This is a genomic window from Citrobacter sp. KTE30 (genome assembly GCF_000398825.1).
GTDB classification, from domain to species: domain Bacteria; phylum Pseudomonadota; class Gammaproteobacteria; order Enterobacterales; family Enterobacteriaceae; genus Citrobacter; species Citrobacter freundii.
On record NZ_KB976055.1, the window covers coordinates 2,585,144 to 2,609,919 of the forward strand.

Here is a 24,776-nt window from a genome sequence, read left to right on the forward strand (position 1 = left end):
ATTCACTTCCTCATTAATCTCCTTTCAGGCAGCTCGCATACTGGTTGGCTAATTGGTTCAAAAACGCTGAATAGCTTGTTTTACCCAGTTTGATATTCGTACCGAGCGGATCCAACGTTCCCATTCGAACGGATGTCCCTCTCGCGACGGCTTCAACGACCGCTGGCCTGAACTGTGGCTCAGCAAAAACGCAGGTTGCTTTTTGCTCAACCAACTGTGTTCTTATTTCATGTAAACGCTGCGCACCAGGTTGAATCTCAGGGTTCACGGTAAAGTGACCAAGCGGTGTTAGTCCGTAGTGTTTTTCGTAGTAGCCATAGGCGTCATGAAAAACGAAATAACCTTTTCCCTTGAGCGGTGCGAGCTCGTTACCTACCTGCTTATCGGTTGCGGCTAATTGTGCCTCAAAATCCTTCAGGTTGGCGTCAAGTTTGGCTCGACTTTGCGGCATAAGTTCCACTAATTTTTCATGGATTGCAACCGCTGAGGCCCGCGCTATCTCTGGGGAAAGCCAAAGATGCATGTTGTAATCGCCATGATGGTGATGCTCGTCACTTTTTTCACTGCCAGCATCATTGTGTCCATGATCGTCATCGTCGTCGTCAGCACCTTTCATGAGTAACGGTTTCACGTCATTGAGCTGCGCAATCGTTACCAGTTTCGCGTTAGGAATATTCTTAACTGACTTTTCCATAAACGCTTCCATCTCAGGGCCAATCCAAACGACTAAGTCCGCGCCCTGTAAGCGTTTTACGTCTGATGGACGCAGTGAATAGTCGTGTTCGGAAGCCCCGTCAGGCAGCAAAACTTCAGTGTCTGTTACCCCGTCCGCAATGGCCGAAGCAATAAATCCCAGCGGCTTGAGCGAGGCCACCACAGCAGCATTTGCTGCCTGTGTTGCACTACCCCAAAGAGCAGCGGATAATGCTGCGAAAAGAAGCGTATTTTTATGTAACATAATGCGACCAATCATCGTAATGAATGTAAGAAATGTGATATTATAACATTCTATAACTTCTGCAAGACTAAAATTGATATGACGACTTTGGTTTCACTGGAAAATGTCTCGGTCTCTTATGGTCAACGCCGCGTCCTGTCTGACGTATCGCTTGAACTTCGACCCGGTAAAATTTTAACGCTTCTCGGCCCAAATGGTGCCGGGAAGTCTACGCTGGTGCGCGTTGTATTAGGACTGGTAGCGGCTGATGAGGGAGTTATCAAGCGTAATGGCCAATTGCGGATTGGCTATGTACCGCAAAAACTGTACCTCGATACTACGCTTCCGCTGACGGTAAGCAGGTTTATGCGCTTACGTCCCGGCACCAAAAAAGAGGATATCCTTCCGGCACTGAAGCGCGTTCAGGCCGGACATCTGATGAATGCGCCGATGCAAAAGCTCTCTGGCGGGGAAACGCAACGCGTCCTGTTAGCCCGTGCTTTATTGAATAAACCTCAGCTACTGGTGCTAGATGAGCCGACCCAGGGCGTGGATGTCAATGGGCAGGTCGCACTGTACGACCTTATCGACCAGTTGCGACGTGAACTGGATTGCGCCGTACTGATGGTTTCCCATGACCTGCATCTGGTGATGGCCAAAACCGATGAAGTACTGTGCCTGAACCATCATATTTGCTGTTCCGGTGCACCGGAAGTGGTTTCCATGCACCCGGAATTCATCTCAATGTTCGGGCAACGCGGCGCCGAACAACTCGGAATTTACCGTCATAATCACAACCACCGCCACGATTTACAGGGTCGTATCGTCTTACGCCGGGGAAATGGTCACTCATGATTGAATTGTTATTACCCGGTTGGTTAGCCGGGATCATGCTGGCCTGTGCTGCTGGCCCACTCGGCTCGTTTGTGGTCTGGCGTCGAATGTCTTATTTCGGTGATACGCTGGCCCACGCTTCGCTGCTGGGAGTCGCCTTTGGCCTGCTGCTGGATGTAAACCCTTTCTATGCGGTTATCGCCGTCACTTTGTTGCTGGCTGGCGGTCTGGTATGGCTTGAAAAGCGCCCTCACCTCGCGATCGATACCTTACTGGGCATTATGGCGCATAGTGCATTGTCGCTGGGGCTGGTTGTCGTCAGCCTGATGTCCAACATCCGTGTGGATCTGATGGCTTACCTGTTTGGTGATTTGCTCGCCGTGACGCCTGAAGATCTTATCTCCATCGCCATCGGCGTGGTTATTGTTCTGGCGATTCTGTTCTGGCAGTGGCGTAACCTGCTGTCGATGACCATCAGTCCGGATCTGGCATTTGTCGATGGCGTGAAGCTGCAACGCGTGAAGCTGCTGCTGATGCTGGTTACGGCGTTAACGATTGGCGTGGCGATGAAGTTTGTCGGGGCGTTGATTATCACCTCGCTGCTTATTATCCCTGCGGCGACCGCCCGTCGCTTTGCCCGTACGCCGGAACAGATGGCAGGAGTTGCCGTTGGTGTGGGAATGATAGCGGTTACAGGTGGGCTGACCTTCTCGGCCTTCTATGACACCCCGGCAGGTCCCTCCGTGGTGCTGTGTGCCGCGCTGCTGTTTATTTTCAGCATGATGAAAAAGCAAGCGAGCTAAGCATGCGTTGCCCGGTGGCGCTGCGCTTACCGGGCCTACAAAATCGCCCAGGCCTTATAAGCGTAGCGACATCATGCATTAAGGCATTTGTGGCGGCGTAATGCCAAAATGGTTCCAGGCGCGCACGGTTGCCATACGTCCACGCGGCGTACGCTGCAGAAAACCTTGCTGAATCAGATATGGCTCAAGCACGTCCTCAATGGTTTCACGCTCTTCCCCGATCGCCGCTGCCAGGTTATCCAGTCCGACCGGTCCGCCAAAGAATTTGTCGATAACCGCCAGCAGCAGCTTACGATCCATATAATCAAATCCTTCCGCATCCACATTGAGCATATCCAGCGCCTGAGCGGCGATATCTGCTGAAATCGTGCCGTCATGCTTCACTTCGGCGAAATCACGTACCCGGCGTAATAAGCGGTTGGCAATACGCGGCGTACCGCGGGCGCGGCGTGCCACTTCCAGCGCGCCTTCATCGCTCATTTCCAGGCCCATAAAACGCGCACTGCGTCCTACAATGTGCTGCAGATCAGCCACCTGATAGAATTCCAGGCGCTGTACAATACCAAAACGGTCACGCAACGGAGACGTTAACGACCCGGCGCGCGTCGTCGCCCCGATTAGCGTAAACGGTGGCAGATCGATCTTGATCGAACGTGCAGCCGGCCCTTCACCAATCATGATATCCAGCTGATAATCTTCCATCGCCGGATACAGCACCTCTTCCACCACCGGTGAAAGACGATGGATTTCATCGATAAACAGCACATCGTGGGGTTCAAGGTTGGTAAGCATTGCCGCCAGGTCACCCGCTTTTTCCAGTACCGGACCGGACGTGGTGCGCAGATTAACGCCCATTTCATTGGCGACAATATTGGCAAGCGTGGTTTTACCAAGACCTGGAGGACCGAAAATCAGCAGGTGATCGAGAGCGTCACCACGCAGCTTCGCCGCCTGGATAAAAATCTCCATTTGCGAACGGACCTGAGGCTGGCCAATATACTCTTCCAGCAATTTAGGGCGGATCGCACGATCCACCAGGTCTTCAGGGGTCGTGCTGACAGCCGAAATCAGGCGATCTGCTTCAATCATCCTTTACCTCACAATGCCGCGCGAAGCGCTTCACGAATCAGGGTTTCACTGCTGGCATCAGGGCGGGCAATTTTGCTCACCATGCGGCTGGCTTCTTGTGGTTTATAGCCCAACGCCACCAGCGCAGCAACCGCTTCCTGCTCGGCGTCGTCCGTTGTCGGACTGGCCGGAGAGGTCAGAACCAGATCCGCCGCCGGGGTAAAGAGGTCACCATGCAGGCCTTTAAAGCGGTCTTTCATTTCAACAATCAAACGCTCTGCGGTTTTCTTACCAATGCCCGGTAATTTCACTAACGCGCCAAGCTCTTCGCGCTCAACGGCATTAACAAACTGCTGCGCAGACATTCCGGAGAGGATCGCCAGCGCCAGCTTCGGCCCCACGCCATTGGTTTTGATTAACTCTTTAAACAGCGTGCGCTCTTGCTTGTTGTTAAAGCCATACAGCAGTTGAGCGTCTTCACGCACCACAAAATGGGTGAAGATAATCGCTTCCTGCCCGGCTTCCGGCAACTCGTAGAAACAGGTCATTGGCATGTGCACTTCATAGCCTACCCCACCCGTTTCCAGAAGGACCAGCGGGGGTTGTTTTTCAATAATGATGCCTCTGAGTCTGCCTATCACGTGACGCTCCTGCGTTAAGGGCTAAAAGGTAATGCGCTATCATAAAAAAAGGCTGGATAGATATCCAGCCTCATTTGTCACTAACGTAATCGACCTCGCGCCAGATTCAGCCTCGACTCGCTCATTTGCATGGCATTCTGACTGACATGGCAGTGGGTAATAGCTATCGCCAGCGCATCCGCGGCATCCGCCTGCGGATTCGCCGGGAGTTTTAGCAGCGTGCGCACCATATGCTGGACCTGGCTTTTTTCCGCACTACCGATCCCCACCACAGTCTGTTTTACCTGGCGGGCCGCGTATTCAAATACCGGTAGATCCTGATTGGTCGCCGCAACGATTGCCACGCCGCGTGCCTGTCCAAGCTTTAGCGCCGAGTCAGCGTTCTTCGCCATAAAGACCTGCTCAATGGCAAAATAGTCCGGCTGGAACTGGGTGATGATTTCCGTCACGCCCGCGTAAATTAACTTCAGGCGTGACGGGAGATCGTCGACTTTGGTGCGGATACAACCGCTGCCGAGGTAGGTCAGCTGTCTTCCGACCTGACGAATAACGCCATAGCCGGTGATGCGCGACCCCGGGTCAATGCCGAGAATGATAGACATCACGCACCTCCTGTCAGGTTGCGGTACAGCCACCTCATTCTAAGGTAGCTGCAACCTCATCAGAGATCTCGCCGTTATGGTAAACTTCCTGCACGTCGTCGCAGTCTTCCAGCATATCGATCAGACGCAACAACTTCGGCGCTGTTTCTGCATCCATATCTGCTTTGGTGGATGGAATCATAGACACTTCAGCCGCGTCCGCTTTCAGACCCGCCGCTTCCAGCGCGTCACGCACTTTACCCATCTCTTCCCACGCGGTGTAAACGTCAATTGCGCCGTCGTCGAAGGTCACCACGTCTTCAGCACCTGCTTCCAGCGCCGCTTCCATGATGGCGTCTTCGTCGCCTTGTTCAAAGGAGATCACGCCTTTTTTGCTGAACAGGTAAGCCACGGAACCGTCGGTACCGAGGTTGCCGCCAGTTTTCGTGAACGCGTGACGCACTTCCGCAACAGTACGGTTACGGTTGTCAGACAGACATTCAATCATAACGGCTGTACCGCCAGGACCATAACCTTCATAGATGATGGTTTCCATGTTGGAATCTTCATCACCACCCACACCGCGCGCGATTGCACGGTTCAGGGTGTCACGGGTCATGTTGTTAGCCAGCGCTTTATCAACCGCTGCACGCAGACGCGGGTTAGCGTCCGGATCGCCGCCGCCGAGTTTTGCCGCCGTCACCAGCTCACGAATTATTTTGGTGAAAATTTTACCGCGTTTAGCATCCTGCGCTGCTTTACGGTGTCTGGTGTTGGCCCATTTACTATGACCTGCCATAAATAATATCTCCAAAAAGCGCGCCTTTTCAGGCGACGTTAATTACAAACTCTTCAATCGCCTGCCGGTTACTCCACGACTTGGTTAATTGGGCGGCTTCAACCGCATTAACCCAACGATAGGTCAGATGTTCGGTGAACACGATCTCTCGTTCTGAGGGAAGTGCCAGGCAAAACCAGGATTCAGTATTTCGTTCAATTCCCGGTGCATAGCGATGACGTAAATGGCTAAAAATCTCAAACTCCACCGTGCGCTGACAGTCAATTAAGGTCAGTTGCTCAGATGCAACATCAATGGCGACCTCTTCCTTTACTTCGCGCATAGCGGCTTGCGACGCGGTTTCACCCTCTTCAAGGCTGCCGGTGACCGACTGCCAGAAATCAGGATCGTCGCGTCGCTGTAACATCAGCACTCTCCCGGTGTCCTTTGCATAAATCACGACTAACACCGAGACAGGCTGTTTGTATCTCATATCAGTTATTCTCGGCCTTCTTAACAACCTGAATGCTCAGTTCCGCCAGCGCAGCTTCGTTGGCAAAGCTCGGCGCTTCAGTCATCAGACACGCTGCAGCAGTGGTTTTCGGGAAAGCAATAACGTCACGAATGTTGTCAGTACCGGTCAGCAGCATAGTCAGACGGTCCAGACCAAACGCCAGGCCCGCATGCGGTGGCGTACCATATTTTAGCGCATCCAGCAGGAAGCCGAATTTCTCACGCTGCTCTTGCTCGTTAATGCCCAGAATACCAAATACGGTCTGCTGCATGTCGCCGTTGTGAATACGCACGGAACCGCCGCCCACTTCGTAGCCGTTGATAACCATATCGTATGCGTTAGCAACCGCGTCTTCCGGCGCAGCTTTCAGCTCAGCGGCCGTCATATCTTTCGGCGCGGTGAACGGGTGGTGCATTGCGGTCAGTCCGCCTTCACCATCGTCTTCAAACATTGGGAAGTCGATAACCCACAGCGGAGCCCATTTGGCTTCGTCGGTAATGTTCAGGTCTTTACCCAGTTTCAGACGCAGCGCGCCCATCGCGTCGGCAACCACTTTCTTGTTGTCGGCACCGAAGAAAATCATGTCGCCGTCTTGCGCACCGGTACGCGCCAGAATCGCTTCCACGATTTCTGCGTTCAGGAACTTAGCAACCGGGCTGGTGATACCTTCCAGACCTTTCGCACGCTCGGTGACTTTGATGTAAGCCAGACCTTTCGCGCCGTAAATCTTAATAAAGTTGCCGTAATCGTCAATTTGCTTACGGCTCAGTGCGGCACCGCCCGGTACACGCAGAGCAGCTACGCGGCCTTTCGCATCGTTTGCCGGACCAGAGAACACTGCGAACTCAACGTCTTTCACCAGATCGGCAACGTCAACCAGCTCCATCGGGTTACGCAGGTCTGGTTTATCGGAACCGTAACGACGCTCAGCTTCGGCAAAGGTCATGATCGGGAAATCACCCAGATCCACCCCTTTAACTTCCAGCCACAGATTACGCACCAGCGCTTCCATCACTTCACGCACCTGCGGTGCGGTCATGAAGGAAGTCTCAACGTCGATCTGGGTAAATTCAGGCTGACGGTCAGCACGTAAGTCTTCATCACGGAAGCATTTTACGATCTGATAGTAGCGGTCAAAGCCAGACATCATCAGCAGTTGTTTAAACAACTGAGGTGATTGCGGCAGCGCGTAGAATTTACCTTTATGTACGCGAGAAGGTACCAGGTAATCGCGCGCGCCTTCCGGCGTCGCTTTGGTCAGCATCGGTGTTTCGATGTCGAGGAAGCCGTGGTCGTCCATAAAACGACGCACCAGACTGGTAATTTTGGCACGCGTTTTCAGGCGCTGCGCCATTTCAGGGCGACGCAGATCTAAATAGCGATACTTCAGTCGCGCTTCTTCGGTGTTGACGTGGTTAGAGTCCAACGGCAGCGAGTCTGAACGGTTGATGATGGTCAGATCGGAGGCCAGCACTTCAATTTCGCCCGTCGCCATCTCGGCGTTGACGTTTTTCGCGTCACGCGCACGCACGGTGCCCGTAACCTGGATGCAGAACTCATTACGCAGTTCGGAGGCCAGCTTTAACGCGTCCGCACGGTCCGGATCGAAAAATACCTGCACGATACCTTCGCGGTCGCGCATATCGATAAAGATCAGGCTACCAAGATCACGACGACGGTTGACCCAACCACACAGAGTCACCTGCTGCCCCTCGTGGGACAGACGTAGCTGTCCGCAATATTCTGTACGCATGAGATATCCCTTAACTTTGCCGCAGGCGGATTGTCACCTGTCTCGCAGATGACGAAGTCGCAGCTTTAGCTGAATGTCACAACTGAATGAAAAAAGGCGGCTATTATACTGGAAATTCTGCCGCACGATAAGTCCGGTACTGACTGTACGCCTGTTTCCTGGACGGGCATTGCGTAATCTCACAAAAAATAACAAAAATTGTCGCCCCTTTCACACTGATTCGCGCTTAAGGTGTAACGGAATTCTATTTTTTTACTGGAGTGACCATGCTGGAACTGAACGCAAAAACAACCGCCCTTGTCGTGATTGACTTACAGGAAGGGATCCTGCCTTTCGCTGGCGGACCTCATACGGCACACGCTGTGGTTGCCCGCGCCGCGCAGTTGGCGGAAAAATTCCGTACCCACGGTTCCCCGGTGGTAATGGTGCGCGTCGGGTGGTCTGACGATTACGCCGAAGCGCTAAAACAACCAGTAGATGCTCAGACTCCAGCAAAAGCATTGCCCGAAAACTGGTGGGATTACCCGGCTGCTCTGGGTAAATGCACCAGCGACCTCGAAGTAACCAAACGCCAGTGGGGCGCATTCTACGGCACCGATCTGGAATTGCAGCTGCGTCGCCGGGGTATCGATACCATCGTCCTGTGCGGCATCTCTACGAACATTGGCGTTGAGTCGACGGCGCGAAATGCGTGGGAGCTGGGTTTCAGTCTTATCATTGCAGAGGATGCCTGTAGTGCCGCCAGTGCTGAGCAACACCTGGGCAGCATGACTCACATTTTCCCCCGCATTGCGCGCGTTCGCAGCGTGGAAGAGATTTTGCAAGCGCTATGATCTATATCGGTTTACCCCAGTGGTCGCATCCAAAATGGGTGCGTTTGGGGATCACAAGTCTTGAAGAGTATGCCCGCCACTTTAACTGCGTGACGCGGTAATTTTTAAAATCACTAAAGAACGCCCAAGAGCATGTGTTTTCTTTAGGTTAATCAGTGCATTATAAGACGCCTCCATATGAAATTCGGTTAAGTTCATATGAGTTAAAATGTCCCAACCATGCCCCAAAACTGGCATTTATGCCCCATACATGCCCCAAAAACCTTCCTTAAAAAGCTACGTGCCCAACCGTTGACGCTGTATAAATAAACAGTATAAATTGCGTGCAAAATCATTGTTGCTTTGGAGGCGGTATGTTCGTTGAGTTGGTGTACGACAAACGGAATGTTGAAGGATTAACAGGTGCCAGAGAAATAATTCTGAATGAGTTAACAAAGCGAGTGCACCGGATCTTTCCGGATGCAGAAGTGAAGGTTAAGCCGATGCAGGCGAACGGCTTAAACAGCGATGCCAGCAAAAGCGATCGGGAGAAGCTGAACCGCATGCTGGAGGAAATGTTTGAAGAATCCGATATGTGGTTAGTTTCGGAGTAGTGCCAGCTTTTACCAAGTCCTTTTCATACCTTTCTGGATACGGGAAACCAAATTCCCGTATTGGATGAACCATTGCCGCCCTTTTTTAAAGCTGCTCTACCAGCGGATAAAAATTATGATCCTCGCGCTGCATTCGTTCATGCACCTTGCGCAACACTACATTCGCGTCGCGGCGAAATGCCTCGTCACAATTGATAAGCTTATTTGCCGTATTCCAGCGACGGGAAAACTTTTCATACTCGGCAACAATATCAACCATCTCGCGCTGAAAATTTACGCTCATTGTTTTTAGCTTTTGATCGTTCACCTTTTCCAGATAAGGATATAAAAACTGATCTTCGGCAGAAAGGTGTACTTTAATCACAGAACTCATACTGATAACGGTTTGAGCGATTTCTTGCGCATGAGCCGTCACACCCGCCCGGCTAAGCTCCCTGAGGCGGCTAATTTTATGGATAATCTCGGCATGCTGGATCTTCATTTTATCAATATTCACTGGGGAATCCCTTAATGAGCTTTGCAATTTATAACATATATATTAAATGCATCTTTAAAAATTAGCAATCTGAGTTGTTTTTATTAAATTTTATAAATTTACGTTATGTAAATACATAATAAACAAAATTTGAATGCAAATATAAAGAGATCTATTGCCAATCTTCGGAATTTTTCTATCGTACATATGTCTCAAAACTGCGCCAATGCCGCCTCAAGAGATATCGCAGCATCAGTGCTGTTGATAAAGTGCGTCACCCGCCTCATAACCTCAGCCTCTTCAGCTGCATCACCTTCGATCGCTTCGCCGTCATCCGTGATTAACGCTTTCCCCCTAAGCTTCGCAAACTGCGTCCGACCTCCGGACAGAATCAACAGCGCATCACCCTGCTGTGGGCGCGTGACCGGGACGATGATCGCATAACCCGCCGACGTCTCGAGGATGCGACTGTCGGGAGTCATGCAGACACTGGCTGGCGTAACCCGCTGCTCTATATAGTCGGTAGCTGGTGAAGGAAAGCCCATGTTTACGCCCTCTCTTGAATACCGGATAAAAACACAGTATAAATACTGTATATTCATCCAGTAAAGAGGCAATAAGCAATGTTCGTGGAACTCGTTTATGACAAAAGGAATTTTGATGGTCTGCCCGGTGCGAAAGATATCATTCTGGGCGAATTGAGTAAGAGGGTTCACCGGATCTTCCCCGATGCTGATGTCCGGGTTAAACCGATGATGACATTGCCGGCGATCAACACTGACGCCAGCAAGCACGAGAAGGAACAGATAAGCCGAACTGTTCAGGAAATGTTTGAAGAGGCTGAGTTCTGGCTGGTTTCAGATTAAGTGACGGTCTGCCGCAGTCCGTTCTGCATACGACGTGACTGCGGCAATTCATATCACAAGAAAGGCATCACACCCTACTGCCCTGAAGTTCAGTAATTTGTTTCTGCAATGCCTGAATTGCTCCGGTCAGTTTTGCAAGCATTGCGACTTCGTTCAGACTATACGCCCCGACTGGGTTGAGTGGATCAAAGTCTTCTTTCAAACCCTCTCCGGTAACACACTCGGGTGATACTTCAACAAGGTCGTTTGCAATAAACCCGAGCTTCTCATCAGATTCCGGAATAACCCCGCGCTCTTTATATTTGAATAATGCAGGTTTCCAGCGCAATACCTCATCAAGGCATTGGTTGTAAAATATTGGCGATTCATCTGACTGATAAATGATGTCTTTCTTCAGAAATTTATCTGATGTATTGACAAGTGACACCTGACCGACGTTAGACGAATCAACCCATGCATTGAGTGAGCCGTTCCAGTGAAAATTCCAGACGTTTGATGTTGTCGCCCCACTTTGCCCCTGACGTGAACGATACCCCCCCGCCGCATCCATGACGCTGACTAAATAAATTCCATTCGAGCTCAGCTGCAAGCGATCAACGCCGGCAGTCCTCATAATCATCACATCTGATGACTGGTATATTGATGCGGCACCTCTATCAAAATTCATTATCCCGGTAAAACTCGGAAAATGTGAGTCTGCCTTTTTATCCAGATCTGTTTTATCAGCTTTGCCACCCACGCTACTGATTAATTTTTTCGCTGATGGTCCTGTCGTCTGGCTGGTATCTGGAAGCGTCATTGTGACATCACCATCAGCAGTGAAAAACTGCTGCCAGTTCCGCTTGTCGTAATTCAGACCGCGAAGCGCCTCTTCACTCTGTGTCACCAGCGCGGCGGTTACCATATTCAGTGCTACCCGGGGAAGCGCGTTCCAGGCAACTCCTGATTGTGTTGGCCCAAAGTAATTACTGATGAGCGTCAGTGATGTATCGCTATTAACCGCCAGTACGGGTCTTGTGTAGGGTGTGCCTCCCACGGTCACAACAATAAAGTCACCGGCTGCCAGCTCAGTAGTAAAGGCAGTTCCGCTTCCAGTTACGGCTGCTGAATTATTGGTCAGGGTTAAGATTCCTGCTGACATAGTTTTTCCTCAGTACATGTTTGGAAGAATAAGAATGGGCATGGCGATATTTCTGTTTCGGGTCATATCCCATGCGCCTGAATTACGGTTCGCAAACACTTTGTTATAGGCCGACCTGACGCTACCGCCTGACATGACCACGCCTTTGGTTCTGATATTTCCCCATCCACCACTCATTCGTACCTGAACGCCGGTATAGACTATCTGGCAGAATCCACCGCCAATATCCTGAAAGGCGTCAGTAATCTGAATTTGGCGGTCATAGACAAACGGGCGTTTCAGCGTGGAGAACGTGACCTGGCCTGCGGCGTTGGTCATTGTGATACCGTCGCCACCGACAGGAGCCGTCTGGTTGAATATCACCAGGTCAATCGTCGCTGTGCCTTCTAAGTCATCACGCCCTGTGTAGGAAATATCGCGCACGATGATGTTGCCGCCGTCAAACCCCACCGACACATTCGGGTTATCCCATTTCCCAAAAGGAATACCGCTCACCGGAAGCGGCGCACTGCCACTAACCGTAATGCGCCCGGAAAAAGCGCAGGTCATCAGCGCGGCCTGGTTGGATATCGCAGTGAAGTCAGTCGAGTTTGAAATAAACAGCCCTTCGTTATAAGTCGCCGCGGGCAGTAGCTCCATGACGTAGCCTGACCAGTCAGGGATAAGGCTTTTTCCGCCGATTGTCTCAGCACCGATAATCACTCCTGAATCACCGTTTCGGGTGACGCTGGTCATAATGGCCACATCAAATTCAGCGAAGGAATAGATGTAAATGGGATTGGTGGGTACCACGATAGCCAGTGAGCCGGGAACAAGTGGCGTATTGACCGGGTACTGCATTGACTGGGATGACCAGCCCGAGAAGGATGTGCAAAAACTTGGGGCACGCAGCCCTGCAGTAATTGCCATTGCCGGGCGTCCATCATTGTAGTCGATCAGAATTCCTTCAGGCATAGTTCACCTTATGTCCAGCGTCCAACAACAACGCGACCACCTCCCGAGAGATTTACAGTGATCCCGTTTCCGTCAATGCGAGTAACGTTATTCACTCCGTTAAATGCAAACTCACCACTGTCGGCATAGAGTTTTCCATGGAATTCTGGGCTACCAGATTTCGGTAAATTCCATCCACGCCCACCACCACCTGGGACGAAGTTCGCAGACTGAAGTGAGTCGGTAATTTTCGCAAAATCGATGGATGCTTCCTGAATTAATGCGCTGCGAATAAATACCTGCCCGTTATAGACAAAAAATGCAGCCTGCCAGTTACCTGGATTGTTACCGGAGTAAATACCGAACTGATCGGCGGCAAATACAACTGTGGATTTATAGCTGTTTCCTGATGGCTCAATAGACATGCCAAATCCGGTATTGTATTTAACACCGTCTCGCACAATGCCCATATTCAGGGTGTAAGAGGCTTTGGCTGTTCCGTCACTTTTTACTTCAGCCGTCATTTTCTGGTTGACCGCAGAAGTCAGGCTTCCTTCCGGTCCTATTTGAGCCTGTACATAGGTGGATAAATCAGCAAGCCCCTGCTCTGCGGTTGCGACTGTTGTTTTCACAATCAATATGTCCGCGCGAACCTCACCGTACTGCACCCACTGATGTTCAACGGTTCCGTGGTTTGCCAGCGCATTTTCCATAATGCCTTCCAGATTCGTATCAACACCGGACTTAATATTCTGGAACGCATCAGAGTTCTGAATCTGGTCATCAATGATGTCAATCAGCCCGCCAGTATCCATGGAACACAGCGCCGGTACCTCGATAAAGCCGGAGGCGCCAAAGGCATTAATCGTCCTGATGTACCAGTAATAGGTATGGCCAATCTTTAACTGATTACTGGTCCAGGTCGTTCCCATCCCCTCGCGGCTGGCATTCCCTTCCACCGTGGCTGTTGAGGTGTTGGGTAGCTTTGTTTCGCCTGACGTCCAGAAATCAAACTGCGTGGAAACACTGGTGATTGCAGCCATACGGGGGATCAGAGTAATGGCAAAGAAACCCTGTTCAATATCAACATGGGAAGGTGCTGGCGGGGCTTCGATGCTGAATTCCAGATACCCTTCCGGCGACTCTGCCCCCATCTGGTTTACAGCAATAACGTGTGCTGTGTAGGTATTTTTCGGTAATCCTGTAAGACGCGTAAACGTCCCCGGAACCTGGACGGACATGACCATCTGACCATTGCGACGAATGATCACTTTGTTGTAGACCACCTGCCCGATGTTCTGCCAGGACAAAATGCCCTGTACGACCTGACCAATTTCCTCCACGGTGTATTTCAGGTTCTGCGGCTGCGCCACGCCACCTGACGGCAACTGAGTGAATGGAGGTCGCTCGATCGGTTTACCGATGGCGTCCCCCCAGACATCTGCTGTTTCCTGCTTCAGCGTCAGTTGCACACCGTTCTGAACGCCAAACTTCCAGTCTGTTACCCGCATCTCAACATTCACGATACCGATAGACGGGAAATTCACCTTCACATACATTCCCGGGCGATAACGGTACCCGCTCAGGTTTAACGTAACGTTCATGGTTCTGGCGATGCGGGTGCGCTTTAACTTCACGTCTGCCAGACGCTGGGCCTGAAATTCAGAGGTCACAAATCGCAGCTTCATATCCTGCGATATTTCCACGCCGTCTTCCGTCACCCATTCACTGACAGACACAGAGGGGAAATCAGCTTCTGTATACCCCTGCTGCGGATCAACAAACGTCCCCTTGATGGTGTTAACGCGTTCCGCCTGAGAGACTTCCGGCATGATTTCAATATCACCGGCCAGCTGGCTCTCAGTGATCACCTCTGTCGCGGGGCCATAATAAGCCCCAACCAGAAGGCCATGTTTGCCCGCGGTATACGTTACATCCCCGGCGCATGCTGCCAGCATCCCTTCCAGAATACTGACTTTGTTTTCACTGAGATCGAACTCACCGTTGATGGTATAGCGCTTCTCAACGGTATTACCTCCAGTAATCACATCCTCATCACAGATATTCGCCGCTTCCTTAAACTGATCCCAGAGAATATCGGTGTCGGGCACTTTCAGGTAATTGCGGTAATAGTCCAGGATAACCAGCGCAGCGTTATTGCTGTAACCCGTCAACCCGGTACGCGGGTCATAAATAGCCCGCCCCTGCTTTTCGACCTTGATGTTAGGGATGCCTGCCGGGAATTTTTCAGCATTGAATTTCAGACTTACACGCAGCCAGGTGATCCCTTTCCCGATCATGTCTTCTTTCCATGACGGGCAGTGTTCCAGCATGTACGGGTCCGCCGTCTGGCGATTGGTGTGCAACTCGAAAAAGGCATGCTCAGGATAGCTACTGATAGGCTCATCACCCAGCCAGACAGTCTGTACACCGGATAACGGGTGTCCCGCCAGAGCAATGGCCAGATGCAACATTTCACCATCATCCTGTTCGCCAGCCTGCTCTTCGGAAAAGAACAGAGTGCCAGCAGATGTGGAACGACCATAAACAACGGTTTTAGCACTGGCCGCTGCGCGCAGAACCTGTTTGCGTTCAGACGTATCACGGTAGGAATTCAGCGACGGGGTCTTGGTCAGTGCCTGAGTGGCAATCTGTGCGGCGACGGTGATAACCATCGCAATGGCATACATTTCATTTGCCGCCGCCACACCTGCGGCAATGGTGGCAACAATAGGAACAGCAGCAGGCATTAACGCACCCTCCAGACACTCAGCGGTTTAACCCGCAGACTGACAAGACCAGTTTCGCCAGGAACCCATACAACGCCGGAATACACCACCCCGGCACATCGCGCTCCGGCATTTTCAACAACGGCAATATCCCCACGCTGCGCCAGTTTCACCGGCACCTCGTCGAGATAACGGGCCAGCACCTTTTCAAGCGAACCACCGCCTCGCAATATTGCCTTTTTCGCCCCATGTTCGCTGTCGTAGGTTCCGCGCCAGCCTGCCGCAAAATCCTCGCCGCACATGGCCTGAGCGCAGTCCGCCGCGAACAGGCAGCAGTCATGACTGCCCCATAAAAAAGGCCGCTTTTCAGCGGCCCTTATTACGGTAATTAATCTGTTATGCCAGTCCGGATGCTTCATGCTTCCTCACTTATAGGTAAATCCTGGTGCATCTTTTTTACTACCCCAGTAAATCGAACGTTCAGACATCTGCGCCACATACCGGAATATGCGGTCGCCGGGATAAGCAGCCTGCTGCGATTCATCGGTATAGCGATCGGGGAAAGGACGCTGCCAGTCTTCAAAAATATTACTGATGGTGTACTGCAGGGCGTTCGTCTCTCCGGCTGTCGCCCCCGTACTGGATACCCGCCCTTTGAACAGGAGATCGGCAACCTGGACAACGCCGCTATCATCCATGGCCACTAGGTAAATTTCGGCGTTTCTGCCCACACAGCGCTCATTCAGCGTGGTGGCAAAGAGGGCCATATCCAGACCGGAAAGGGTCATTTTGACCTGCGTCGGGCTTGTCGTGCTGGTTTCACTGGCATCATCAACGGAGCCCATGCGCCCCATGCCGTAATAAACATACCCGCCGAGAACCAGCGTCCCTGTACCGGAATGCACATAGACGGTGCCGGATTCAAACTGAATATTAGCGGCAATAGCAACTGTCACCCTGTCGCGGGATAACCATTCCACCATCGAGTCAGAAAAGGGGGAATACAGCATTAAAATGCCTCCTCAAGCTCCAGCGTGTAACTGGTAAAAACACCCGGCACACGGTTACCGGCACCCTGCTGGTTATCCTTCAGTTTGAAAATGCCGTAGGGTTTCGCAACCTCAATGACAGCATTAGCAGGCGGAGAACCACGCAACATCGGCGCAAATACAATCATTGCGGTACCGTTATCCACGCTCGTTACATCGGCTGTAACCATTTTCAGCTCGTCGTTAACAGTGAAATAATCGCCCTGCCTGAGCACCACTACCCCTGGTGTCCAGCCCTTACTCTGAAGCTGAGTTCCTGTCTGATTAGCACCATCAACAACAGGCACACCCGCTGGCGCTCTGCCACTTCTCCCCCAGTCGCGAACTTTTACCCTGCCATACTCGCCATCGAGTGAAGCCACCAGAGCATCTATACGTCTGGATTTTTCATCTGTCAGGTTATTAAAGGTCAGGGAACAGACCCAGCGGGTACCGGGAAAGCGTGCTGTCTGCGATGAGCCATTGAAGGGGGAACGAAAGGTTTTGGTATTACTTTCTGGTCGCCAGGTCAGCGACGCGGGACAGACATCTTCCGGCCATTCGAGTACAGCCATAGATTCTCCTGCATTATTCTGCGCCCAGCGGCGCTACTGATCATTTGTCAGGATGTTACTGATTTACATACCTGGTTATGGTTGTTACTCAGCCCGTCAGTGGTGGGACACTGACGCACTCAGATTAAGGAGGGATAGCTGATTACCTCTGGATAAGGAAATAAAATGAAGTTTTACCTGTCTAAAGTGCAACTGCTACACATTGGAATGCCAGGTGATTACGAACCAGAAGCCGGGGATCCAAATGTCAGATTTACCGTTTATGGTGAGCACGGAGAAAGCATCACCAATCATATATACATTAAGGATGCGAAGAGTCGCACTCTCGTGGATCTTGAAAAAGAAGTTAATCAGTACCTCAATGGATTATATTCCGCCTCAGTCAAGTAATCGGCGTAGTGGTCCACGAGAAATAAAGTCTTGATGTATTTGTTTCATAGCCGCCTCCGCACCAGCAGTAGCGGCTTTCTCCATTGCCTGGCGTAATTTATCTGATTCGCTTACAGGGGAACTAAAACAGTTAATAACAATAACCCCTCCCCCTTTAAGATGAACAGTAATACCGCCATCTGCTAATGTAACTTTGTCGCCCCGCTCCTGAAGTCCATTATCATTAACTTTCAGTTGCTGTCGAACAGAAGCGCTGAGTTCATCAATCGCGCAGTTAATCTCATTATTGGCCTGGCGCATACGCAAAAGCGACTTTTCCAGCACTTCAACTCGTTCTTCTAAAGTCATAACTGTCTCCTGCCTTTCGGCTTAATGAATATTAATAATGGTTACACGCCAAGCAATCGCCTTGCCTGGCCTCTATTAGAGAAGTCCTGAAGCAAATCCTGACGGGCCTGCTTCGCACCGTCATTCGCTCCCTGTCGAGCAGCTTCCTGCATAGCCTGCTTCAGTGCCGCATCCCCGTTACCAGATATGTTGAAGTGCTGATGAATAATCGTATCACCGCCACCTGACGTGGAACCCGGACTACCAACCATGCGAACACCCAGCGAACCATCAGCTGATCGTGTCAGGGGCATAATGGCTTCCGGCCCCGCTTCTCCCATAAGCCCAGCGCCTTTTGCAAAAGCAAAATATGTCGGTGTGCTAACAATACTGTTGCTGTAAGCGCTCAGGCTTTCAGAAGCATATGCGCCACCTTTCGCATTCAGCTTTATGCCAGATGCGGCCGAGTTATAAGCGCCTGAAGGAGTGCTGCCAGATGCAGCGCCAGCACCCGCTCCAAACATGCCGCCGATTGAACTGAAAAAACCGCTGTTACTGGCAGAGCGTAAAGAATCCACCAGCATCGCATTTAGGATAATTTTCTGCATAGACTGAAGCACCGAACTGGCCCAGTCTTCCCAGTCAACCTTATTACCGGCCAGTGCATCAGAAATGTTACCCACCAGCCCGGACATTGCGTTATTCACCAGGTCAGCAGACTGAGATGCGTAATCAGAAGCAGTGTCAGCCCAGTTCGCAAAACCTTCACGCATACCCGTTGTCCAGTCACTGCGCTGGGCATCAGAGGCTGAGTAGTAAGATCCCTGATCTCGTAACCGTTCATCGAGATAACGTTTATTCAGTGCCAGTTCCTGACGGTATAGGTCTTCCGAAATATCACCTGACTGGTACTGCCGCTGCAGATCAACGTTCTTCTGCTGAAACTCCTCCCGGATGCGTAGCATTTCCTGCATCCGTTCACGCATTCGGCTTCCCTGTCCATATCCGGTAAGTTCTGCTTGGTTAGATGCTCGCGCGCTGGCGTTTGAGTCAGCGAGGTTGGCTTCATACGCCGCTAATTGTTCGCGGATTTTTTGCTGATCAATCAACGCGGCATTCTGCAACAGGGTTTGTTTTTGTGCCTCGGTGAGAGACGTAAGCTCACCCTGGCTAACCTGGTATTTCAGTTTTGCCAGTTCGGTATTTTGACCAGCCAGAGCGATTTGCTCTTTCTGCTGCTTAATGAGTTTGTCGTAAGTATCCGCCGTTTTTTCGGCTTCTGTTTTTCCACCTTTTGCTTTCGGCTTGTTAGCCTGATTATTCCGCCACTCTTCTAAGCCATTGTTAATTAACTCCTGACGGCTGGTCTGATAACGAGGGTCATTAGAAGCGAAGCCAAGATCATCAGCAGAATAACTTAATCGTAAGCGTTCTCTCTCCTCGCCTTTACGGCGAGATAATTCAAGTTCACGCCTACTTTTTTCAATCGCATCCACCTGTTTAGTATTTAGGTCAGCCTGAGGTGACCTTAACGGAGAGTTAACCAGTCCCTGGCGAGACATAAGCAGTGCATTTCCCAACCCTAGCAGACGGTTAAACTCTGTATGCTGGCCGTTCATAATTAATAATGACTGATAGGCTGAATTCTGTTCTGCTGCCTGCTGACGTATAAGCGCAATACGACGATGCTCTACCCCCTCAAGAACCTCCTGAATAGACTGCGATTTAGCCTGCATCTGTGCCAGGCGTTCTTGCTCAATAGCTAAAGCATTAGTGGCATCAGAAAGACCTCGAGTGGCATCATCTATGCTCTTAAGATGGTTAACCATGTAACCTGCAACTGTAGGACCAGGGTTAGCCAACATGTGCTGGTAACCGGAAATTTCTTCCCGTAACTGCCTAACCTTATTTGCCTGCTCATCAATAAGCCGGTTTTGCTCGTCTAATGCCTGCCTGGTCTTGGCTTCATTATCTGAAGCCTCAGGTAATGACATGGTTTTTGTTTTAGAGCGTATCTGATCAATAGTATTTGCATAGTCTTGTGCGGATCGGCGAGCTTGCTCCTGATTCTGGTACATGGTGTACCATGCACCAGCTCCCAGCATAACCAAACCAGGAATCCCGCCAACCAACCCAAGAGCGCCCCCCATCAACCGAGAGCCTAATGATGTCACATTATTTAGGGCTTCCTGCGCTGCGGTCCTTGCCGAAATATTTCTGGTTAATGATGCTTGAGCATCAGATAACCTTTTCTCCGCTGCTGCCTGAGCATCAGTTCCCCTGGTAGCAATTAAAGCTTGTTGTGCCCGATACACAGCTGCACGAGCGCGAGCCGTGGATATTTGAGTACCTCTAACTTGCGCTTCAGCAAGCGCAATCTCACTCTTTGCTGCATTTAATAACCCTGATGTTGCTGAAAACGCTCCTGATGCCATGTCTCCAAACCAACGCGCTGCGCCAACAGCAACAAGAACACCTGCGGCAGTTGCAACTTCATCAATATTATCTGCAATCCCATTTAATGCGCCTGTCAATGTCCGGCTAACACCACTTGCTTCATTTGCGCCGCCAACCCAAGCCATAAAAGCGTTTTCAATTTTTGTTGTTGCCGCAGATACAGTCTGCGGCATTGCGTTGTATTCTTCACGAAGTGATCCAAGCTGGCTGATTAATGCCGGAACAACCTTGTCAGCAGTAAGTTGACCTGCATCAGCCATTGCTTTTAAGTCTTTCCTAGCGACCCCCATCCCAGAGGCAAGAGCCCTGATAACACGATCACCATTCTCATTAACTGAGTTAAATTCCTCACCACGTAAAACCCCCTGAGCTAGTGCCTGGCTGAATTGGGTAATAACAGAACTCGCCTCTGCTGTGCTTGCGCCAGAAAGCTTCAATCCGGTAGAAATAGCCTCAGTAACATTTAATACTTCTTCGGAGCTATAGCCGAATTCACGCATTGATGCAGCTGAGCGAGCAAACAGGTTTGCGTTATCTGAAAATGCGGTTCCTGTTCGCTGGCTAATATCCATCAGAGAGCGTTGTGACTGGTTGAAGTCATCAGTTGATTGCGAGGCCTGTTTCAATCGTGCATTAACCGAACTCCATTCATCCGCAAGGGATATCAGGTGCCCAGTGGCGTATGCACCAGCGAAAGCACCAGCAAGCCCCATCGCAGAGGATTTTGCAGAATTAAGTTGGTTCGTTACTTCTGCCAGAGCTCTCTGCGTCTCTCTTGATGCAGCGGCCGCCTGACGACCACCATTCTGCATGGTTTTGTAATAATCCTGCCCCATACGTGAAGCGCGAGAAATTTCTGTCTGGAAAGATTGTGAATTTGCGGATACTTTAATAATCAGTTCTCGCAAGGTGGCCATTATTCATTCTCCAGAAACAAAAAAACCGCCGAAGCGGTTTGTATTATTATTTTTCCCAGACTTTTCGTCGGGCTTCCTCAAGATATTCTTCATCGGTTTTTGTGGGATGATCACTTGATAACAAATCACTACCACAATGCTTGCATTTGATGGCTTCTTTTTTTATTAATTCAGCACAGAATGGGCATTTTTTCATACCATCAAATTCCAGCTTCTCTTTTTCTTCAAACTGTACATCTTTTTTAATAACTAAAGAGTGAACTAAGGCAACAATGAATAACAGAGCCCCATAAATCCACCACCCCAAAAAAGAGCGACCCTTGCTACTTGCAATCAATGCAGGTATTAGACCAATAACAATTGAAATAAGTAAGATTTCCATGACTTTCCCCTAAACATCATCAATGAGGTAAATCCTATTATCTTACTGAATAAATGTCACTGAGTTGCTGCTGTTAATGCAGCCTCAAGCCCTGCAAACGGATCCTTCGGTGCTGATTGTTCATCACCACCCCAGCGCAGGATCGCATCGTCCAGCGGTACTTTCGCCCCCTGTGAGCCGTAGATAGCAGAGACGATCTGAGCTGCCTGAATATCACCACGAATATCGCCGATGGGGCTTTGTCTGTCGAATTCAATCCACATCAGAAGCTCGCTTGCCGTCATGGTCTGCCGAAGCTCTGAGAGCGTGCGCCCCATGCGGAGCGCAAGCGCCATCAGAAACTTTACGCCGGGGGTTGCGACTTTTCCCGCGCTTCGTCCGCGCTGTTGATGAGGTCAAGCGCCTGTTTGAGAAGGCGTGAGTGAACGGGCCCGTAAATTTCACGAACCTGGTCTTCTTCATCGACGCTGAATACCGGTTGCTTGTTGGTATCGCAAAGGACATCAATGAACAGCACCACGTCAGCACAAAGATTACGGTGTGCTTTTTCTGATACAGACACCTCGCCTTCTTCATCAGCGCCAGATTTTGCAATTTCCTGCCAGCGTAGCCAACCTTCGCCAGAAGGTTCCCGTAGAACAACCTTCACACCACCCCATTCAGGGACCGTAATGATTTTATGACGAAAGCCTGACATTTTAGCCAGCGCCAGTTCTTTAAGACTTTTAGCCATTTTTTATCCCTGATTAAAGAAGATGAATTACGCTATCGTTACGACGCAGGTTGCTGAGGTAACTTTTCCAGCAGGCGTGGAAGCGTCGGTAACTTCACAAACGTAATCGCCGGCATCACCTGCAGCAGCGTTTGCCTTGTTGAACGTTGCTGTCGTCTGTCCACTCACCGCGCTGCCGCCTTTCTTCCAGACATAGGAATAAGGTGCTGTTCCCCCGGCAGCTACCACCGTCAGTGATAAAGCCGCACCAGAGGTAACAGATTTGGTGTCAGGCAGGTCGGTGGTCAGGCGCAGCGCGTTATCAATTTTCGTCGGCTTACCTTTCAGGCGTAACGAGAACGTTGCAGCCACCACGCTGTTTGTCCCTGAAGACCAGGTGTGCTGACGAACTTCAGACAGGAACTGGAAGCCAATACCAGACGGGAAGACAATCCGAAAACCATACGTGGTGTCGTTATCGTAAGCTTCACGCAGCGCATCCTGTGCCGGGTTAACATAGAAGTTACCGGACATAGAGATTTCTGACTGAGCACCCAGGCCGTTGATGTTTTCCTGCTCGGTGGAACACAGCGTGGTGACATCAATGTCCTGCTTCTGACCGCCAGTAAACTGGACTTCTTTGATAGTACAGTGCAAATCCAGCCAGGTTGCGGCGCCAATCGTATCCAGTGTCGCTGGCGCAGAGGTGATCTGAATTTTCGTACCCTGCGATTTTTCATACAGTGAGGACATATTTGTCTCCTGAAAATAGAAAACCCGCCGTAGCGGGTCTGTGAGTTAATGGATTTGTCAGACAGTGACCTGAAATTCCAGCGTCGCCCGGTAATGCCGGTTCTCTGGTTCATAACCAGGGGTTTTGCTTATATTGGTGGGATTGAGTGGCTTAACCACCTGAAGCGCCATATCACGAAGATTCCGCGCCTCTTTGAGAGTCAGTGAGTAAACATCCACCTGGACCGATATCCCTGATTCGGCCTGCCCACAAAGAACATCAGCGGTCACATCAGAAATAAGTGAAAAAATCACCCAGGGTGGCGATATCGAGGGCTGACCATCACTGCCAAGCGGGGCAACATAGGGATAAACCTGCCCTCCGGCCAGCGGCCTCAGCAAAAGATAAAGGTCACCTTCCGTCATTTACTCAGCACCTCGTCAATGGCCTGGTTCATGCGTTTCATAGCAACCTGCGCCGCCAGTTCTTCGCGGGTATCAAACGCAGGACGGACAAAAGGATGTGGGGGCATATTCACTGTACCCATTTCGACAAATCGCCAGTAAAACGCGTTACGTCGATCGGAGGCTTTCATTGAATTATCGCTGTTACCCGTTCGCATGTTTCGACCACGAATATGAACACCGGATGAAATATCACCGCGTTTACGTGATCGCTGCGTCAGCACCACAACGTTTTTCTTCAGCTTGCCGGTTCGTTCAGGCGCTCTTGCTATCACCTCGTCTTTCAGAACCTCAGCACCAGCTCGCGTGGCATCACGCAGGACTTTGTTGTTTTCGGCTCTGCTCAGTAACTCCAGATCGCGGGAAATCGCTTCAAGACCAGAAAAATCCAGACTGATATCAATCATTTTTCCGCTCCATTTTTACAGAGTATTTCCAGCCTGGTGGCTTTACTGTCGGGTATGGGAGGACCAATGATATTCAGTACCGCGCCTTTGAATGGCCCTGTCAGCACCTTTAATCTTGATGCAGCAGTCACATCACGCCGGAAACGGACCCACACCCGGATCGTTGCCTGCGCCGTTTCCGCACCCGATTGCAACTGCTCCCTGCCACTGATACCCAACACTTCCGCCCATATGGTCTTTCCCTCCTGCCACTCTTCAATCAGTTGCCCCGTTGTATCACGCACAGCAACATAGTTCAGGATAGTAACGCGATGGCGTAATCGACCTGCCTGCATACTCCCTCCTACGTTCCCGGTCTTTTGCGGTGCTGTTTGAGAATCGCCTCAACACCGAATGGAATAGTATTGACGCTGTCGTGACTTACTGGCTCTCTGTTCTCATACCAGTGCGATACCAGCAACATCAGGGCCAGCTTGACATCGTCATCAATTACCAGTCCATCCGGGTCATCTTCCGGAACAGCGTCATCATAAAGATGGCGATTAACAATTTTTTCGGCATGTTTCAGAGAGGCGTTAAGGTACAGTTCCAGCATTACATCTTCGGCATCGTCATCACTGTCGATGCGGCATTGGTAGCGAAGCTCTTGTATGGATGGCTTCATTTGGTTTTCCCGCGTTTTGTTACCGCTGGCTCTGGATCTGACTCTGCAGCGACATGAACATCGCCACCACCAAATTTAATAATGCCAAGTTCGGCAGCAATTTCCTCAGCGCGGGCAGGTAGCTCACCGTCCGAATACACCCCTGCGGGAATGGATTCGACAATACAACCATCTGGGGACCACTTAAGTTCACGCAATAATTCAGGCATAAATTACCTCGAAAAATCGGGGCCGAAGCCCC

General features: G+C 50.7%; 32 protein-coding genes and 1 pseudogene. 7 read left to right on the top strand and 26 right to left on the bottom strand.

Annotated features, from left to right (window positions below; all coding sequences use genetic code 11):
* Positions 1-13: 13 nt before the first annotated feature.
* Positions 14-958: a zinc ABC transporter substrate-binding protein ZnuA gene (gene znuA / locus WC1_RS10770; protein ID WP_003841677.1), complete on the bottom strand. Its 945-nt coding sequence runs from the start codon at positions 956-958 to the stop codon at positions 14-16.
* A 78-nt stretch (positions 959-1,036) separates the two neighbouring features.
* Here znuA and znuC point away from each other — a divergent pair, with 78 nt between their 5' ends.
* Positions 1,037-1,792, top strand: a complete 756-nt coding sequence (znuC, locus tag WC1_RS10765; RefSeq protein WP_003034877.1) for a zinc ABC transporter ATP-binding protein ZnuC — start codon at positions 1,037-1,039, stop codon at positions 1,790-1,792.
* Positions 1,789-2,574 (top strand): zinc ABC transporter permease subunit ZnuB, encoded by a 786-nt coding sequence (gene znuB, locus WC1_RS10760; RefSeq protein WP_003034874.1) that lies wholly within the window; start codon positions 1,789-1,791, stop codon positions 2,572-2,574. The genes znuC and znuB overlap by 4 nt, the downstream gene beginning before the upstream one ends.
* 78 nt (positions 2,575-2,652) lie before the next feature.
* Here znuB and ruvB read toward each other — a convergent pair whose 3' ends face one another.
* The 6 genes from ruvB to aspS all read right to left on the bottom strand — a co-directional run bounded on the left by ruvB (position 2,653) and on the right by aspS (position 7,909).
* Positions 2,653-3,663: a Holliday junction branch migration DNA helicase RuvB gene (gene ruvB, locus WC1_RS10755; RefSeq protein ID WP_003034872.1), complete on the bottom strand. Its 1,011-nt coding sequence runs from the start codon at positions 3,661-3,663 to the stop codon at positions 2,653-2,655.
* Positions 3,664-3,671: 8 nt separating this feature from the next.
* Positions 3,672-4,283: a Holliday junction branch migration protein RuvA gene (gene ruvA, locus WC1_RS10750; RefSeq protein WP_003034869.1), complete on the bottom strand. Its 612-nt coding sequence runs from the start codon at positions 4,281-4,283 to the stop codon at positions 3,672-3,674.
* Positions 4,284-4,363: 80 nt separating this feature from the next.
* Positions 4,364-4,885: a crossover junction endodeoxyribonuclease RuvC gene (ruvC, locus tag WC1_RS10745; protein WP_003034867.1), complete on the bottom strand. Its 522-nt coding sequence runs from the start codon at positions 4,883-4,885 to the stop codon at positions 4,364-4,366.
* Between the two features lie 34 nt (positions 4,886-4,919).
* Positions 4,920-5,663 carry a YebC/PmpR family DNA-binding transcriptional regulator gene (locus WC1_RS10740; RefSeq protein WP_003034865.1) on the bottom strand — a complete coding sequence of 248 codons (744 nt, stop codon included), beginning with the start codon at positions 5,661-5,663 and terminating at the stop codon, positions 4,920-4,922.
* Between the two features lie 28 nt (positions 5,664-5,691).
* Positions 5,692-6,135 (bottom strand): dihydroneopterin triphosphate diphosphatase, encoded by a 444-nt coding sequence (gene nudB / locus WC1_RS10735; RefSeq protein ID WP_003844155.1) that lies wholly within the window; start codon positions 6,133-6,135, stop codon positions 5,692-5,694.
* Between the two features lies 1 nt (position 6,136).
* Complete coding sequence (gene aspS, locus WC1_RS10730) at positions 6,137-7,909, bottom strand: aspartate--tRNA ligase (RefSeq protein ID WP_003034862.1); 1,773 nt, start codon at positions 7,907-7,909, stop codon at positions 6,137-6,139.
* 266 nt (positions 7,910-8,175) lie between these two features.
* Between aspS and WC1_RS10725 the strand changes: the two genes are divergently transcribed.
* The 3 genes and pseudogenes from WC1_RS10725 to WC1_RS10720 all read left to right on the top strand — a co-directional run bounded on the left by WC1_RS10725 (position 8,176) and on the right by WC1_RS10720 (position 9,335).
* Positions 8,176-8,742 carry a hydrolase gene (locus WC1_RS10725; RefSeq protein WP_003841685.1) on the top strand — a complete coding sequence of 189 codons (567 nt, stop codon included), beginning with the start codon at positions 8,176-8,178 and terminating at the stop codon, positions 8,740-8,742.
* Positions 8,739-8,834 (top strand): annotated as a pseudogene (locus tag WC1_RS24975) (hypothetical protein); the annotation flags it as partial. The gene WC1_RS10725 and the pseudogene WC1_RS24975, both read left to right, overlap by 4 nt.
* Before the next feature lie 261 nt (positions 8,835-9,095).
* The gene (locus tag WC1_RS10720; protein ID WP_000497460.1) at positions 9,096-9,335 is read left to right on the top strand and encodes a DinI family protein; all 240 of its coding nucleotides are present in this window, start codon (positions 9,096-9,098) and stop codon (positions 9,333-9,335) included.
* An 85-nt stretch (positions 9,336-9,420) separates the two neighbouring features.
* Here the strand turns inward: WC1_RS10720 and WC1_RS10715 are convergent, their stop codons facing one another.
* Positions 9,421-9,831 (bottom strand): hemerythrin domain-containing protein, encoded by a 411-nt coding sequence (locus WC1_RS10715; protein ID WP_016150466.1) that lies wholly within the window; start codon positions 9,829-9,831, stop codon positions 9,421-9,423.
* Positions 9,832-10,022: 191 nt separating this feature from the next.
* The gene (locus WC1_RS10710) at positions 10,023-10,355 is read right to left on the bottom strand and encodes a hypothetical protein (protein WP_003841689.1); all 333 of its coding nucleotides are present in this window, start codon (positions 10,353-10,355) and stop codon (positions 10,023-10,025) included.
* Between the two features lie 78 nt (positions 10,356-10,433).
* Between WC1_RS10710 and WC1_RS10705 the strand changes: the two genes are divergently transcribed.
* Positions 10,434-10,676 carry a DinI-like family protein gene (locus WC1_RS10705; protein WP_016150467.1) on the top strand — a complete coding sequence of 81 codons (243 nt, stop codon included), beginning with the start codon at positions 10,434-10,436 and terminating at the stop codon, positions 10,674-10,676.
* Positions 10,677-10,743: 67 nt separating this feature from the next.
* Here WC1_RS10705 and WC1_RS10700 read toward each other — a convergent pair whose 3' ends face one another.
* From WC1_RS10700 to WC1_RS10675, 6 genes are read right to left on the bottom strand one after another with little or no spacing between them, the layout of a single operon-like run.
* Positions 10,744-11,817, bottom strand: coding sequence for a tail fiber domain-containing protein (locus WC1_RS10700; RefSeq protein ID WP_016150468.1), 1,074 nt, complete (start codon positions 11,815-11,817; stop codon positions 10,744-10,746).
* Between the two features lie 9 nt (positions 11,818-11,826).
* Positions 11,827-12,771: a DUF6453 family protein gene (locus WC1_RS10695; protein ID WP_016150469.1), complete on the bottom strand. Its 945-nt coding sequence runs from the start codon at positions 12,769-12,771 to the stop codon at positions 11,827-11,829.
* A gap of 8 nt (positions 12,772-12,779) precedes the next feature.
* Complete coding sequence (locus tag WC1_RS10690) at positions 12,780-15,500, bottom strand: phage tail tip protein J-related protein (protein WP_016150470.1); 2,721 nt, start codon at positions 15,498-15,500, stop codon at positions 12,780-12,782.
* Complete coding sequence (locus tag WC1_RS10685) at positions 15,500-15,898, bottom strand: DUF6950 family protein (protein ID WP_016150471.1); 399 nt, start codon at positions 15,896-15,898, stop codon at positions 15,500-15,502. The genes WC1_RS10690 and WC1_RS10685 overlap by 1 nt, the downstream gene beginning before the upstream one ends.
* A 6-nt stretch (positions 15,899-15,904) precedes the next feature.
* Positions 15,905-16,489: a hypothetical protein gene (locus tag WC1_RS10680; RefSeq protein WP_016150472.1), complete on the bottom strand. Its 585-nt coding sequence runs from the start codon at positions 16,487-16,489 to the stop codon at positions 15,905-15,907.
* Positions 16,489-17,082 (bottom strand): hypothetical protein, encoded by a 594-nt coding sequence (locus tag WC1_RS10675; protein WP_016150473.1) that lies wholly within the window; start codon positions 17,080-17,082, stop codon positions 16,489-16,491. Before WC1_RS10675 ends, WC1_RS10680 begins: the two co-directional genes overlap by 1 nt.
* 165 nt (positions 17,083-17,247) lie before the next feature.
* Between WC1_RS10675 and WC1_RS10670 the strand changes: the two genes are divergently transcribed.
* Positions 17,248-17,472 (top strand): hypothetical protein, encoded by a 225-nt coding sequence (locus WC1_RS10670; RefSeq protein WP_003841703.1) that lies wholly within the window; start codon positions 17,248-17,250, stop codon positions 17,470-17,472.
* On the opposite strand, the gene WC1_RS10665 is transcribed toward WC1_RS10670, so the two are convergent.
* Genes WC1_RS10665 through WC1_RS10615 form a run of 11 tightly spaced genes read right to left on the bottom strand, consistent with a single transcriptional unit; the run spans position 17,461 to position 24,744 of the window.
* Positions 17,461-17,820, bottom strand: coding sequence for a hypothetical protein (locus WC1_RS10665; protein WP_016150474.1), 360 nt, complete (start codon positions 17,818-17,820; stop codon positions 17,461-17,463). The two genes, WC1_RS10670 and WC1_RS10665, sit on opposite strands and share 12 nt — an antisense overlap.
* A 41-nt stretch (positions 17,821-17,861) precedes the next feature.
* Positions 17,862-21,173 (bottom strand): phage tail tape measure protein, encoded by a 3,312-nt coding sequence (locus WC1_RS10660; protein WP_016150475.1) that lies wholly within the window; start codon positions 21,171-21,173, stop codon positions 17,862-17,864.
* 46 nt (positions 21,174-21,219) lie between these two features.
* Positions 21,220-21,555: a zinc ribbon domain-containing protein gene (locus WC1_RS10655; protein ID WP_016150476.1), complete on the bottom strand. Its 336-nt coding sequence runs from the start codon at positions 21,553-21,555 to the stop codon at positions 21,220-21,222.
* A gap of 56 nt (positions 21,556-21,611) precedes the next feature.
* Complete coding sequence (locus WC1_RS10650; RefSeq protein WP_016150477.1) at positions 21,612-21,890, bottom strand: phage tail assembly protein T; 279 nt, start codon at positions 21,888-21,890, stop codon at positions 21,612-21,614.
* Between the two features lie 8 nt (positions 21,891-21,898).
* Positions 21,899-22,288, bottom strand: a complete 390-nt coding sequence (locus WC1_RS10645) for a phage tail assembly chaperone (protein ID WP_016150478.1) — start codon at positions 22,286-22,288, stop codon at positions 21,899-21,901.
* A 27-nt stretch (positions 22,289-22,315) separates the two neighbouring features.
* Positions 22,316-23,020: an immunoglobulin domain-containing protein gene (locus tag WC1_RS10640; RefSeq protein ID WP_016150479.1), complete on the bottom strand. Its 705-nt coding sequence runs from the start codon at positions 23,018-23,020 to the stop codon at positions 22,316-22,318.
* 57 nt (positions 23,021-23,077) lie between these two features.
* The gene (locus WC1_RS10635; RefSeq protein ID WP_016150480.1) at positions 23,078-23,425 is read right to left on the bottom strand and encodes a tail completion protein gp17; all 348 of its coding nucleotides are present in this window, start codon (positions 23,423-23,425) and stop codon (positions 23,078-23,080) included.
* The gene (locus WC1_RS10630) at positions 23,422-23,871 is read right to left on the bottom strand and encodes an HK97-gp10 family putative phage morphogenesis protein (protein WP_016150481.1); all 450 of its coding nucleotides are present in this window, start codon (positions 23,869-23,871) and stop codon (positions 23,422-23,424) included. The genes WC1_RS10635 and WC1_RS10630 overlap by 4 nt, the downstream gene beginning before the upstream one ends.
* Entirely contained in the window at positions 23,868-24,206 is a 339-nt protein-coding gene (locus WC1_RS10625; RefSeq protein ID WP_016150482.1) for a phage head closure protein, read from the bottom strand. Before WC1_RS10625 ends, WC1_RS10630 begins: the two co-directional genes overlap by 4 nt.
* An 8-nt stretch (positions 24,207-24,214) precedes the next feature.
* Positions 24,215-24,535 carry a head-tail connector protein gene (locus tag WC1_RS10620; RefSeq protein ID WP_016150483.1) on the bottom strand — a complete coding sequence of 107 codons (321 nt, stop codon included), beginning with the start codon at positions 24,533-24,535 and terminating at the stop codon, positions 24,215-24,217.
* Positions 24,532-24,744: a hypothetical protein gene (locus tag WC1_RS10615; RefSeq protein ID WP_016150484.1), complete on the bottom strand. Its 213-nt coding sequence runs from the start codon at positions 24,742-24,744 to the stop codon at positions 24,532-24,534. Before WC1_RS10615 ends, WC1_RS10620 begins: the two co-directional genes overlap by 4 nt.
* Positions 24,745-24,776: the final 32 nt, after the last annotated feature.